18 protein-coding genes and 1 pseudogene are annotated in these 13,205 nt (G+C 31.6%); 14 read left to right on the top strand and 5 right to left on the bottom strand.

The window, feature by feature from the left end:
• Positions 1-152: 152 nt before the first annotated feature.
• Genes EKL97_RS13115 through EKL97_RS13105 form a run of 3 tightly spaced genes read right to left on the bottom strand, consistent with a single transcriptional unit; the run spans position 153 to position 1,152 of the window.
• Positions 153-605 (bottom strand): hypothetical protein, encoded by a 453-nt coding sequence (locus tag EKL97_RS13115; protein ID WP_126463454.1) that lies wholly within the window; start codon positions 603-605, stop codon positions 153-155.
• Positions 606-983 (bottom strand): hypothetical protein, encoded by a 378-nt coding sequence (locus EKL97_RS13110; RefSeq protein WP_126569031.1) that lies wholly within the window; start codon positions 981-983, stop codon positions 606-608.
• Positions 946-1,152 carry a hypothetical protein gene (locus EKL97_RS13105; protein ID WP_126463458.1) on the bottom strand — a complete coding sequence of 69 codons (207 nt, stop codon included), beginning with the start codon at positions 1,150-1,152 and terminating at the stop codon, positions 946-948. Before EKL97_RS13105 ends, EKL97_RS13110 begins: the two co-directional genes overlap by 38 nt.
• A 263-nt stretch (positions 1,153-1,415) precedes the next feature.
• Between EKL97_RS13105 and EKL97_RS16110 the strand changes: the two are divergent.
• Positions 1,416-1,651, top strand: a pseudogene (locus tag EKL97_RS16110) (group II intron reverse transcriptase/maturase); the annotation flags it as partial.
• 65 nt (positions 1,652-1,716) lie between these two features.
• Here EKL97_RS16110 and EKL97_RS13095 read toward each other — a convergent pair.
• Positions 1,717-2,022 (bottom strand): HNH endonuclease, encoded by a 306-nt coding sequence (locus EKL97_RS13095; RefSeq protein ID WP_126455293.1) that lies wholly within the window; start codon positions 2,020-2,022, stop codon positions 1,717-1,719.
• Positions 2,023-2,908: 886 nt separating this feature from the next.
• On the opposite strand from EKL97_RS13095, the gene EKL97_RS13090 reads away from it, so the two are divergent.
• The 3 genes from EKL97_RS13090 (at position 2,909) to EKL97_RS15900 (ending at position 4,672) form a co-directional block, all read left to right on the top strand.
• Positions 2,909-3,424 carry a hypothetical protein gene (locus EKL97_RS13090; protein ID WP_126463460.1) on the top strand — a complete coding sequence of 172 codons (516 nt, stop codon included), beginning with the start codon at positions 2,909-2,911 and terminating at the stop codon, positions 3,422-3,424.
• Between the two features lie 2 nt (positions 3,425-3,426).
• Entirely contained in the window at positions 3,427-3,894 is a 468-nt protein-coding gene (locus EKL97_RS13085) for a transcriptional regulator (RefSeq protein ID WP_231507358.1), read from the top strand.
• Between the two features lie 397 nt (positions 3,895-4,291).
• Entirely contained in the window at positions 4,292-4,672 is a 381-nt protein-coding gene (locus EKL97_RS15900; protein ID WP_255416348.1) for a Fic family protein, read from the top strand.
• Positions 4,673-5,299: 627 nt separating this feature from the next.
• Here the strand turns inward: EKL97_RS15900 and EKL97_RS13075 are convergent.
• Positions 5,300-6,178 carry a hypothetical protein gene (locus EKL97_RS13075; RefSeq protein ID WP_126569030.1) on the bottom strand — a complete coding sequence of 293 codons (879 nt, stop codon included), beginning with the start codon at positions 6,176-6,178 and terminating at the stop codon, positions 5,300-5,302.
• Positions 6,179-6,522: 344 nt separating this feature from the next.
• On the opposite strand from EKL97_RS13075, the gene EKL97_RS13070 reads away from it, so the two are divergent.
• The 10 genes from EKL97_RS13070 (at position 6,523) to EKL97_RS13025 (ending at position 13,133) form a co-directional block, all read left to right on the top strand.
• The gene (locus tag EKL97_RS13070; RefSeq protein WP_126569029.1) at positions 6,523-6,756 is read left to right on the top strand and encodes a hypothetical protein; all 234 of its coding nucleotides are present in this window, start codon (positions 6,523-6,525) and stop codon (positions 6,754-6,756) included.
• A gap of 130 nt (positions 6,757-6,886) precedes the next feature.
• A complete protein-coding gene (locus tag EKL97_RS13065; RefSeq protein ID WP_233588589.1) occupies positions 6,887-8,527 on the top strand; it encodes a tetratricopeptide repeat protein in 1,641 nt (546 codons plus the stop codon).
• A 9-nt stretch (positions 8,528-8,536) separates the two neighbouring features.
• A complete protein-coding gene (locus tag EKL97_RS13060; RefSeq protein ID WP_126563029.1) occupies positions 8,537-9,205 on the top strand; it encodes a response regulator transcription factor in 669 nt (222 codons plus the stop codon).
• 158 nt (positions 9,206-9,363) lie between these two features.
• Positions 9,364-9,570: a hypothetical protein gene (locus EKL97_RS13055; RefSeq protein WP_126563030.1), complete on the top strand. Its 207-nt coding sequence runs from the start codon at positions 9,364-9,366 to the stop codon at positions 9,568-9,570.
• Positions 9,551-9,829, top strand: a complete 279-nt coding sequence (locus tag EKL97_RS16105) for a DUF4236 domain-containing protein (protein ID WP_126563031.1) — start codon at positions 9,551-9,553, stop codon at positions 9,827-9,829. Before EKL97_RS13055 ends, EKL97_RS16105 begins: the two co-directional genes overlap by 20 nt.
• 7 nt (positions 9,830-9,836) lie before the next feature.
• On the top strand, positions 9,837-10,106 hold the full coding sequence (locus tag EKL97_RS15715) for a hypothetical protein (protein WP_199742843.1): 270 nt from the start codon (positions 9,837-9,839) through the stop codon (positions 10,104-10,106).
• Positions 10,107-10,153: 47 nt separating this feature from the next.
• Positions 10,154-10,564 (top strand): hypothetical protein, encoded by a 411-nt coding sequence (locus tag EKL97_RS13040; protein ID WP_126569028.1) that lies wholly within the window; start codon positions 10,154-10,156, stop codon positions 10,562-10,564.
• A 3-nt stretch (positions 10,565-10,567) separates the two neighbouring features.
• Positions 10,568-11,836 (top strand): ABC transporter permease, encoded by a 1,269-nt coding sequence (locus EKL97_RS13035; protein ID WP_126569027.1) that lies wholly within the window; start codon positions 10,568-10,570, stop codon positions 11,834-11,836.
• A gap of 4 nt (positions 11,837-11,840) precedes the next feature.
• Positions 11,841-12,746 (top strand): hypothetical protein, encoded by a 906-nt coding sequence (locus EKL97_RS13030; RefSeq protein ID WP_126569026.1) that lies wholly within the window; start codon positions 11,841-11,843, stop codon positions 12,744-12,746.
• A 12-nt stretch (positions 12,747-12,758) separates the two neighbouring features.
• Entirely contained in the window at positions 12,759-13,133 is a 375-nt protein-coding gene (locus EKL97_RS13025) for a DUF4236 domain-containing protein (RefSeq protein ID WP_126569025.1), read from the top strand.
• The last annotated feature ends 72 nt before the right edge of the window (positions 13,134-13,205 follow it).

Below are 13,205 nucleotides of genomic sequence, written 5' to 3'. Positions count from 1 at the left end.
AGATCGAGTTGTTATTACCAGTAATACTTAGCAGTCTTTTAAGATAGCCGATAACGCCAGTCTATAAAATAACCTCCGTCACATTACCCTCAAATATAACCAAACACCGTTACAAAAAGAAGATTATTCTTATCTGAAGAATCGAATTGAACTCATCTTTTTGCTAACCGCCGTATACGTGACCCGCTTGGTTTATCCTGAGCGAAGCCGAAGGGTTCGGTGGTGTGTGTTAGTAGATATTGTCCGTCAGCTTTTTCTTTAAGTATTATTTTTGATGATTTTAAAGCCTTATTTACATCTTCAACAGCTTTTTTATGGTCTAATTTTTCATCAAAGAGATAATAATCTGGATTTACTAACGATATTATTACTTTGATTAAATCTCGATTTGGCAAATTTTCGATTTCGCTTGATTGCTCATTAAGTTTATTTAAAACGTCTTGAACCCAAGAATGTCGGGTTGAACCGTCGTGAACAAAGTCTAGGTCATTGTCTATGAAAAATTTTGTCAGTTGAGATGAAGAACGATAAGAGAAATGGTTAAAAGCTTCGTTCCCACATATCATTTCGGATAATTTCGTTATCGCAGGTCTGCTAATTTTCATTCAAGTGTTTTTTGTAGCTATTAATTGAGTAATGTTATTTTTTTTAGTTTCAAGTTCTGAAATTAGCTTGTTATTTAATTCAATATTTTGGTTTAATTTCTCTGATATCAATAGCAAACGGCTTTCTAACTCGTCAACAATTTCCATTTTCTTTTTTTTGTCTATAGGTTGCTCTTTATCCCAAACTCCATTTTGAACTTGATAATATACTAATCTATAAAGAAATCCAACAGCTGAATTGAAATCATTTCCAGCACAATGTGCTAAAAAACTACTTAAATCATCACGTAAATTCCCTGCTCCAAAATCATTTTGAAATTGATATTGAAAAGGTAAAATACTAAATAATTTTGATTGCAAAATTTGACCTAACTGCACCGATTGCTTTTTTAGAGAATTCAGTAAATTCAGTCACAGAATAATAACCAATGTAAACAGTTGTTAAGTCTTGAAAGTCTTTATATGTTTCCGCTACTCTCTTATCTATATCGAGTTTCCAAAACTCTTCAATTTGAGGTAAAATACTTTGTTTATGTTCTGGTGTCATATTCTGTTATTGGTTTTAAGTGTCATAGGGTCTGCTTGCTTGTAACTTGTAAATAACATCAACAAATAACGCTTTTTTAAAGTTTTACCATATGTCAAGCTATTTATTCTAGTTCGTAAATAAAGACTTTTATAAGTATTGTTACAATACCCACATTTAGTGATATTTTAACTTAAATTGAATATACACTAGAAAGCTAATTTTATAGGTAAGGGAACTTATGCCCAAAAGTGAAGGAAAACACTCAAAAACCAAGCTTAAAATGCATTTGTACGGACTGGAAAAAGCCGAACGTAAAAGGAAAAACCTGATGCGACTAGGGATTGACAAAGACCACGCCTATGCTTGGAGCAGAACCAGAAAAGGAGGCTGGCGCATTGCCCAAAGTCCGATTCTAACTTCTACAATTACCCTACTACGGCTCAAGAAGAAAGGGTATCGGTCTATGCTGGAAACCTACATTGAATTCAATCCATCACTTTGCGAACCGCCGTATACGAGACCCGTACGTACGGTGGTGTGTGAGGCACACTCAGTCAGTTTCTGGCGGAGCCGTCTACTCGATTAGTAATTGCCTTCATCGATCATTTGTCTTATTTCAGCGCGTCGCTTTTCATCAATTTCTCTATGGATTTCGTCGTGACAATTTTTGCAGACAGAAATTAAATCTTCCAACGCTTCATCATATAATCTTTCATAAGTTTTGTGGTGAACTTGTTCAGCAGGTTTCTCTTTACAGACTTGACATAAATTTTCATCCCGAATTAAAACTTCTTTTCTTTTTAATGCCCAAGCATTAGAACTCAAGTATTCGGTATATTTTGCAAATCTTGAAGTGCTATAATTTAATGGCTTTACAAACTCCCACAATTGCGTTGAATTTTCTTTACGTTCATTTGCCCAATTATTATAGTTCGGATAACTAAATTTAAATCTAATTTCTTTTGAATATTGTTTTGACTTAACGGTTTATTTCTATCCACGCAACCTCCACAATTTTGACATTGTCTATGAAGCCTCAACCTTTCAGGATTTCTATTATCAATAGTAACATTAAAAAAAGGATCATTACAACATTCGCCAAGAGTTGTAAGAATTAAATTATTGCAATCTACACATTGCAAGATATTATGAAATTTATGTGTAGAATAAATAATCGTTTTTTGGCTATTGCATCGAGAACATTTTTTCATCAAATAAATATTAATAATTTTCGGTTTTTTTTAAGGTTGTTGCTAACGTTATACCGCCTTGAGTTTGCTGGAAGTTCGTAACCGCTCAATTTTCCGTTTAACTAAAACTTGATGCGAAACGGTAATTCCACTAAATTTCAGCTAGCTCAAAGCAGTTAGGTGCTGGCATCTTTCAAATCTACTTTTATAACATCTTTACTATCTATTTTTCGTATTACTAAAGTTGCAACTTCCAACTGGTCTTTATGGTTGCCGAATTTCCAGTTTTCTAATTTTTTCTCGCCAAATAAATAATAACCTTTAGTTTCCAGGTGCTTCAGTAAATTATTTAATGAAAGAGATATTCTTATATTTTGTACGGTTATGAGTTTTTCATCGACTGATACTTCATGTACACGAGCGAGATGCCCGCGCCAGGGGAAATATATTAAAGTGGATAGTTCCCAGCAACGGGAATTGATTAATCTCCATTTTTCAAGTATCTAAACCAATAAAATTAACTGCAATAAATTATACAATATGTATAATTTTTATGTATATTTGTCTAATGAAATTTTGCTTAAATGGATGTAAAAATATTAAAAATCGATGGAAATGTTTTAGTAAATGCTAAAATTTCAGATTCAAAATTATTAAAAGTAAATCTTCCGTCAGTGGCAGATGGATGGAGATTTAATTTTAATAAACACTCGAAAAAGAAAGGTTTTGAAACATATATTTTGGTGTCTGAAGAAACTTCTGAAAAAATTGAAGGTTGTTTAATTTTTGAAATGAAGGAAAAGATTGAACCCTATATGGCTTATGTTGAAATTGCTCCTCATAACAAAGGAACGATAAAAGAATATGATAATGTTGCAGGTTGTTTAATTGCATATGCTTGTCGGTTAAGTTTCGTAAAAGGAGAAGGTGACTTTGAAGGCTATTTAGCATTTGATGTTTTTGAAGAACATAAAGAAGAGGAAATAAAACTAATGGCAGTATATTCAAAAAAATACAATGCTTTTAAGGTTGGTGATACCTCTATGATTATTCCACCTGAAGGTGGGCAAAAATTAATTGATGAATTTTTAAATGAATGAATATGAAAACTAAAGAAATTCAAATTGAAGATATTTGGAATGATAAAAAGAAAGGGGAATTAAAAAAAGCTATATTATCCCATTCTACTACTCAATCCAGAGAACGAATATTAAGCAATCGGTTACTTTCTATTCAGTATAAATTAGAAGATTATATTCGAAATGAAAGTGATGATACAGAGGTTTTAAAAATTCTTGATTTTGTTAAGATGTATTTAAAAGTCCTTAATCTTTCTAAAAAAAGATTAGCAACTTATTTTGAAATGAGAGATAGTAATCTTCATAAATATCTTTCAGGGGAAAGAAAATTAAATGCACAAGTAGCATTGAAACTTAGTACATTTTCTCATACTAAACCAGAACAATGGTATAAAGTTCAACTAAAAAATGAGATGATTGAGTTAAACAAAGAAAAAGCTAATACAAAAGAATACGAAAAATATGACTACCGTAATTTAGTAGAAGTATAATAATCAAAAAAATAAATCTGAACTCATTGTGAAAATATTTTTTTTTATGAAAAAAAATGGAAAGCTCTCTAACGAGGGCTTTTTTACAAAGAATCAGTCAAGACTTATGTGAAATTTGCTAAAGAAATATGATTTATAGAATACTAGATACTTGTAATTAGTAGTAAAAATAGTTCTATATTAGCTGAAATAATAATTCTAAAATGGAATCAAATCTGAGTGAAATAATAATTAATGAGAAAGGAAAAATACTTTTTTTTGCACTTCAACATTTTTAGATGACAAATCCAGAACATTAATAATTCAGGAAAATAAATGAGTATACCCATAAAGCGGTTAATCAAAATTTTTGTAATAATCAATTTTAATTTTTATAAATGAGTTCCGAAACTAGTGTATTTCAAATCAAGATATTGATCCTGTATTGAAGGCCGCTTTTGCCCATTTGTGGTTTGTTACCATACATCCATTTGAAGACGGTAACGGACGCATCACAAGAGCTATAACTGATATGCAACTGGCACGCGCCGACCAAAGTAAAAAACGATTTTATTCGATGTCGGCTCAAATCCAAGCTGAACGTGATACGTATTATGCTATATTGGAAAGTACACAAAAAGGTGATTTGGATATTACTGACTGGTTGGTTAAAAATCCCAAGATATCCCGTAAAGTAAAAAAAGCAACCCAGTTAAGAGGTTGCTTTTGTTTATATTACTGTAAAAACTCGGATTGCGTGCACGAGCGAGACGCTCGCGCCAGCACCTGTGTTACTTAATGCTCAAGCCAGCTGGGGTGAGACTGTGCATACAAGTTTTTTGTTGATGAAGAAAAATCTTTACTTTTTTCCTTGATGAAAAAAGTAACAAAAAAATCAAGCCTGCAAATAAAAAGCTTGAAAACTACCTTGAAGTTCCGTTCCGCACCCCGAGCCATTCGTCCTGCCACTTCACTTCCTCGTTGTTTTTCTATGCTTTTTATTTAAGGGCGTGGAGAAGTGAAGTTTTACTCTATCACTCAACTCTTGGGTTACTCCTTGAGGCAAATGCTAAAATCCTTACCGTGATTTTTTTGTATGGCAACTATCAGGGCGGTTTAAAAGACATTATTGTTAGTTTATTGTTGTTGATTTTTTTTGGTTGGTTGATGAAGAAAATCTTTGCTTTTTTAGCTCACTTAACTTTTATTATAAGTGGAGTTTGCTTCGCCTGTTCGCTTCGCTCGGGTGGCTGAATCTTCGATTTGTCTTGATGAAAAAAAAGTAACAATAAAATATTCATGGGTTATTATTGTTTTTTGTATTCATGAATCTTCGATTTCAAGCCTGAATGTTTTTATCCCAAAAATCATCGGAGGCATTTTCTTATCGAGAACTTTCACGGACTGCAAACCTATACTATCGGGTTTACTTAATATATTTATCAATCATATATTGGGTAATCGGTTTTAAAGGTTTTTCATTTTCAGGGTTAAAACCTGGTCCATTAAAAAAATCCAAATGATCTCCAGTTTTACAATACCACAATATTGGTTTATCATGTTTAAAAAAGGTTGTGGTATCACAAATTTCAATCTTTCTAAAACTCAGCATATTTTTATTTAGAGGCATCGTTGAATACAAGTTTACTATACCATTTGCTTTAGTTTCACAAACAACTGCTTCAAAATGGTCTTTTTGCCATTGCATGCACTCTTTTTTTGGCAAAAAAACATAACCAAAACCACACAACATTGTAACTATTATCAGTCCAGGAATAAATAGCTTTTTTTGAAAAATATTTAAATCTTTCTTTTCCAAGGATGATGGTTTCATTGATTGGTCGAGACTAATGCTGCTATTTTTAATAATCGTAGATGCTCCAGCAACATCTTCTTTATCTATACTTTCAATACTAGCAATGGAGGTATTCTCTTTTTTAAGAGCCTCCAGTCTTGAGAATTTTAGGTAAGGTCGCGGATTAAAATCGACTAGTATTGCTGCAATATTTACTGCTTCAATATCAGTTAAATCAGTCTCTCCTTTAAAAAATGTCTCAATAGGCCTGAATTTATCTGTTTGGTCTTTCAATTTGTTGGAGCAATTTAAAATAAAATCAAATTGAAAAAAAGCAGAAAAGCTTTTTAAATCATCAGCGTTAGCATTATTCTTAAATAACTCACCACACAATTTTCGCAATTTAGCACGAGAAGGGTTCAGCAAAAAACTGGAATGAATGCCAACCTTTTCAATCTCATACTTCAATTTAACCGCTGCTTTATAATCTTCTAAAGTATTTTTCATCATAAGCTTAAAGGAATTTTTAGGAATTTTCAGGAATCCTCGGTATTGCTGGGAATCATAGGAATTCCGGATCAATTTTACTGCAGGAGCATCATTACTTTGCTTCAGAATTAGTTCTTGTTCTATTTCGCGATACGGACAAATGTACAAAACTACTTCTATAAAAGTGAGGCTATACAGAAGAGAATTTTTATTCCGGGAAGTATAATTAAATGATTCCGTAAGAGCCCACTTTACTTCCCGCAACCAAAAAAACTGTTCTCATTTTAATGGTTTGGCCTTTACTAATTATTCGATAAAAGATATCGAACGGCCAAACCTAAGTCAAATTTTTAACAATTAAAGTAATGAAAAAAATATTTTTTACAGCTGCTATGGCAGTATCGGGCTTAGTTATGGTTTCATGTGATGCTGATGCGATTGATAGTGCAAGTGCGCAAGCAAAAGATTTTGGAGTTCAAAAAACAGATCAGAAATTCAATCAAAGTTATACTAGTCCCTTGTCTAATACAAGTACTCCAATGGCTAGTGACGGCCCTGGAGACGACGTAATTATTATTACACCACCAAAAAAACCTTAATTATAAGTCCTTGCTTATAATTAATTACTAATTTCGGGGAAAGTAACATTGTATGGTGCGTTCCCCGATTTTAGTTTTATTGTTGTTATTTGCAATTTTATCTTGCCAAAAAGGGACAGTAACAACTTCTGTGAATGTTAAAAATAGAGAAACGGCTAAAAGTATCCTTGCTAAGAAATTCGCCAATTTAGGGGATTCTTATTACAATGCAAAAAGATTTGATAGTGCCTATTATTATTACAATAAATCAAAAGAGATATTTGAAACTGAAAAAGACAGCACATACTCTGCTTACACGTTAATTCAGTTGGCACGAATCCAGCAGACATTTGGGGATTATAGTAACAGTGAAGAAACGCTGACCGAGGCGTTACCTTATATGCATGATAATTTACAATATCAGGTAGCTGCAAATAATTTATTTGGTATCTCGGCGAAAGAGCTAAAGAATTATGATGATGCCGTTTTTTATTACAATAAAATCTTAGAAACTGTGAGCGATTCACTATTAAGGGTAACGCCCCTTAATAATATAGCTAACGTGTATATAGAACAAAAAAAATATAAGGATGCGATTATTCTTTTAGGGCCACTTTTAAAATTGAATGTTTTAGATACACTACCGTATAAAAAAGCCATCATTACTGATAATTTGGGGTTTGCTTATTATAAAGACAATCAGATTCCAAAGGGACTAGCTTTAATGAATCAGGCTTTAGCAATCAGAACTAGCATTAACGATTCCTATGGAAGTATTGAAAGCTATTTGCATTTAGCCGATTACTATCAAAATAAAGATTACCAAAAATCGAAAGTAAATGCTTTATATGCTTATGATGAAGCAACGAAACGGCAAAGTATTGACGAACGATTGGAAGCTTTGGCATTTTTAATGTCACATAATCAAGAAAAAGGAGAAAATATTTACGCCATTTTGTTTGTGAATTTAAATGATAGTATTAAAAAAGCACGAAATAATGCTAAAAATCAATTTGCTAAAATTAGATATGATTCTAGGAAAGCCAACCTGGAAAGCATCAAATATAAGGGACAAAGAGCGGAAACCCTTTTGGAACTTGAAACGCAAAAGAACCAAAAGTACCTGTTGTTTTTTGGATTTTTTACACTGCTCGGCGGGATTGTACTTATAATCAATTACTATAAAAGTAAAACCAAACGTGAACGCTTAGAGGCAAGTTATAGTACCGAAACCCGAATTTCTAAAGAACTTCATGATGAATTGGCTAATGATGTTTTTTATGCCATGACTTTTGCTGGAACTCAAGATTTACAGAATCCGATAAAAAAAGAAACTCTTTTAGATAATCTTGATAAAATATATATTAGGACCCGAAATTTTTCTAAAGCGAATAGTCCTATAGAAACAGGAGAACGTTTTGAACAGAATTTAAAACAAATGCTCAATAGCTATAAAAGTAGTAGTACCGAAGTTATTATTAAAAATGGTACCCCAATAGATTGGTCAAAAGTTCAAACGGAAAAAAAGATCGCTATACAAAGAGTATTACAAGAACTTATGGTTAATATGAAAAAATACAGTCAAGCCAGTTTTGTGGTCATTGGTTTTGATATGGAACAAAATTCTCTTAAAATTGACTATTCAGATAATGGAATTGGTTTTTCAGAAAAACTAATTTTAAAAAATGGTCTCCAGAATGCGGAAAACCGTATTCATACGGTAAATGGAATACTTACTTTTGATTCTCAAACCAATAAAGGTTTCAAAGCTAAAATTTTAGTTCCAAAATAATATATAAATATGTTTACAAAAGTTTTAATTGCGGATGATATTGATTTTAATGATTTGGGTGCTGCCCAGATACTAAATGAACTGAATGTTCTTGAAATTCAATATGCAAAATATTGTGATGAAGCTTTGTTAAAGGTTAAAAAAGCACATTTAGACGGTGCTCCTTTTCAACTGCTTATTTCTGATTTGTCCTTTAAAGCGGATCACCAATTGAACCAACTCAATTCGGGAGAAGAACTGATAGCTGCGGTTAAAAAGCAGTGTCCTAACATTAAAATAATTGTTTTTTCTATTGAAGACAGAGCACATCGTGTCAAATTACTATTTGACGAGCTTAATATAGATGGCTATGTAATAAAAGGAAGAAACACAATATACGACCTTAAAAGAGCTATTCAAAAAACCTACAATGATGAAAAAGAAAATATTTCTCCTGAATTGTTGTATCTGCTTCAAGATAGGGCTACAAGTGAAATAGATAATTATGACGTGCAGTTAATCAAGTATCTCTCTATAGGAATATCTCAAGAAAATATAGAATTGGAATTTAAAAAAGAAGGCATAGGTCCTAACAGTAAAAGTTCTATTGAAAAACATATCAATAAACTCAAAATTTATTTCAAAGCAAATAATACGGTACATCTTGTAGCAATAGCCAAGGATTTAGGAATTATTTAAAGTTTCACTCCTAGCAACCCACATTTATTCTTCACATTCTAGCTCCTTCGGGGGCTTTTTTTATGGCTCAAATAAAATAATGAGTTGGATTACGGTTTACCGTAAGGTGTTGAATTTTAATGGTTTTATATTTGAAACAAATTATTAAATTAAAAAGTATGAAAAAGTATTATGTGAACAAAAATGCACAATTAAACGGTGACCATGAAGTGCATAATGAAGATTGTAGCTATCTTCCAAACTCAGAAAATAGAAAATATTTGGGAGAATATTCAAATTGTAAACCGGCAGTTGTAGAAGCAAAGAGAACCTATCCTAAATCCAACGGATGCAGAACATGTTCTAATGAATGTCATACCACTTAGGATTCAAGTGATGGGCTTTCGATTTCAAAAAAGAATTAAGCTTGGAGGAGGACTTGGTTTGAATATAAGCAAATCAGGAATTTCTCCGAGTCTAAGGACTAAAGGCGGAACGATTAGTAACAAGGCTTTCTCGGTAAGGACCGGGGTGTCTGGCGTTTCTTATAGAAAATCATTTAATTCATCAAAATCAAGTGGATGTCTTTTGACGGTTATTATCTACTTCAGTTTTGGCGCACTATTTTATCAAATCTTAAAATAATATTATTATGAAAATATTTTTATACTCCTTTTTATTTTTCCTTTTTACTTGGACCATTTCAGGTCAAACCACTTCGGAAAAATTAATTGCTTCAACCTGTGAGAGCAGGGGATGTTCCGGTTCTGAATATTGTTCAGCATGTAAAAATTGTTCGGGTTGTAAACACTGTGCCAAAGAAGGAGGAACCTGCGGTGTTTGTGCGCCTACTCCAAAAAAGGAACCAGTTTCAAAAAATATCAAAAGTAGAAAAAATTCAAAAAAAGCAAGAAAATCTTAGTTTGAATAAAGTAAATAAGACATTTTTAATAATCTAATTTTCAAAATATGAATTCAAATGATAGCATGAGCATTCAACTAAAAAGTCATTTCCTTCGACTTTACCAAATGGCCTTAACAGATGATCAATTTGACGTGTTAGAACTTCAAATGCTATATCATTTTGCGGATGAACGTGGGATTCCAAAAGAAGAACTCGATAAACTTTTTCTTAATCCAATCAATACCGAGTTGAGTATTCCAGAAAATTTAGATACAAGGATTGAATACTTATATGATTTTGCCAGAATTATTTGGGCTGATGAGAAGGTAACAGATGATGAATTAAATATGCTCAAAAAATACTGTCGTAAATTTAATTTTTTGGATGAAAACATAAACGAGTTAACCGGTTATCTAATTGATTGTGTTAAGAAAGGCATTAGCAAAGAAGAAATTATTAATCAACTAAACTCTTAAATTATGAAATCACTAACACAGTTATTCAGTCTTAAAAAAGTTGATGAATCTCCTAAAAATGATATTGATGAAAATGAAAATGACAGGGAACAAATAAGAATCACTTATTATCAGAGTGGCTTTGCCGCATCAATAAAAGCGACTGGAAAACCAATCGTTCTAAAAGCTTGTCTGCAAAATTTATATATGAGTTTTGAAGATCAATGTCGAAAGCAAAAATTAGAGCAAGACCGTTTGAAGCAACCTTACAGAGAAGAGCAAGAAAAAAACAGGACAGAACTAAAAAAGTGTGAGGCGGCAATAGGAATTTACGAAAAAAAAGAGCAAGACCTGAATGAAGATATTAATCAGATAAAAAGTGAAATTGTTGAAGTAAAGCGTAATCCTGACAAATTTGGAATTGAAGACGGCAAAGGTCTAAAAGCACATTTTTATATTGGACTAATCTTGTTATTACCTATAACTCTTTATTTATTAGTATTTTATATCTCGGCCTCTTATTCTGCATTTTTCAAAGAGTTTTCAAATGATAGTTTAACAGCTGCCATTTTTGATGCAGATGCATTGACAAACTCATTTAAAGCAAGTTGGTTAGAAGGGGTTTTAGTAATTACTATTCCTTTTGTCTTCATGGGATTAGGCTATGTAATTCATATGGTGCAAAAAGTAAAGGGTATCAAAAATATCTTTAGAATCATTGGTTTATTTATTACAACATTTTTGTTTGACGCACTTCTGGCTTATCAAATTGAGAAAAAAATATATGAATTTAATAAAACTACCGATTCCTCTCCTTATAATTTAAACATTGCATTAGGCGAGGCTGAATTCTGGATGATCATATTTGCTGGATTTGTAGTGTATATTATTTGGGGACTTGTTTTTGATTTTGTGATGAAAGAATTCGAAAACATCGATAAAATCAGAGCTTACATTAGAGGACAAAAAGAGAAACTTATTGATTTAGAAAAACTAAAAACAGAATATAGTAATAAAGTCAATGACTTTAAACAACAAATGGTTACCATTAATGGTAAGATTTCAGAACTGCAATCTAAAATAGATGGTTTTGTCTTTCCTGTTAAAGAATACCTTCATTATCATCATCAATATAAAGAAGGCTGGTTTCAAGCCATTAATACTGAAATAGCTTTGCCGCATAAGGAGAAAACAGAATTATTGGTAAACTGCGATATTTTATCAATTGAACATTTGGACAAACTAAATCTAGTTGATCCTGATTTCCAACATTTAGTATATTCTAAAAACTAATCTTATGAAAGCTATTTTAAAAACTATTTTACTATCATTTTTGATCGTTTCTATATCTTCATGTAAAGAAGATTCCGAAAATAAGAACGATAAAACTATAATTAGTCACCCTATTCAGGAAAATTACAACATTAGTATACTTCTAGATTTATCGGACAGGATTAGTATCAAAAAGAATCCTAACCCAGCAATGGAATATTACCAAAGGGATTTAGGGTATATAAAATCCATTTCTGAAGCCTTCACTCAACATTTGAGATCAAAAAGAATAAAACAGATTGATGATAAAATGCAATTATTTTTCAATCCAGAACCATTAGACCCTGAAATTAATTCCATTTCTAAAAAATTAAGAATTGCAATTGATAAAAATAACGCGTCCAAAGAGTATCTGAATTCCATAAATTCAAATTATGCTTCCCAGACTTCAAAAATATATGAATCCGCAATAAAAGATGATAATTATATAGGCTCAGATATATGGAGTTTTTTTGAAAACAAAGTAAAAGATCAATGTATAGATGATAAACACAGAAACATACTTGTAGTATTAACTGATGGATATATGTTTTATGAAGACACCAGAATTATAGAAGGGAATTTGACTACATATATCACTCCGGAACTCATTAGAAAAAATGGATTAAATAATAAGGATTGGAATGAAAAACTTAAAAATAAGAATTATGGTTTTATAAAAGCAAACGATGGCTTATCAAATCTTGAAGTTCTAGTTTTAGGAATAAACCCAAACAAAAACAATCCTTATGAAGAAAAAGTAATCAGAGCCTATTGGAGTAAATGGTTTGCAGCAATGAAAATAAAACATTTTGAAATTAAAACCGCAGACTTACCCTCTAATATGGATGCAATCATAAAGGACTTTATACTAGATAAAAATCATCAATAAACACTTAGTACTATGGCATGGAGTTATCATAAAAGAGTAAAGATAATACCTGGAATTCATTTGAACTTCAGTAAGAAAGGTATCAGTACTTCAATTGGAGTACGTGGAGCAAGTATTAATTTTGGCAAATCGGGGACTTATTTAAATACATCTATTCCTGGGTTAGGGTTGCATAATAGACAAAAATTAAATCATAATTCTATTCCGAATTTACTTGAAAATTTATCTGAAAATGTAGATCCGATACTTTGTGAAACTGAAGACAACATTTTTAGTTCCGATGTAGAAGAAATAACCAGCCAGGATATGCAAGGTATAAAAGAAGTAATCTTAACTGTACAGAAACAAACTGTAGATTTAAAGAATGATTTATTAAAAATAAATTGAGGTGTTCCGATAAATACTTATGATTTTTATGTATATTTAAAGTATGGAAAAATTTACAGGAGAAAGTATTTT

This window comes from Flavobacterium sp. LS1P28 (genome assembly GCF_003970335.1).
Classification (GTDB): domain Bacteria; phylum Bacteroidota; class Bacteroidia; order Flavobacteriales; family Flavobacteriaceae; genus Flavobacterium.
Note: the sequence above shows the minus strand (reverse complement) of the source record. Positions and strands in the feature narration are given on the sequence as shown.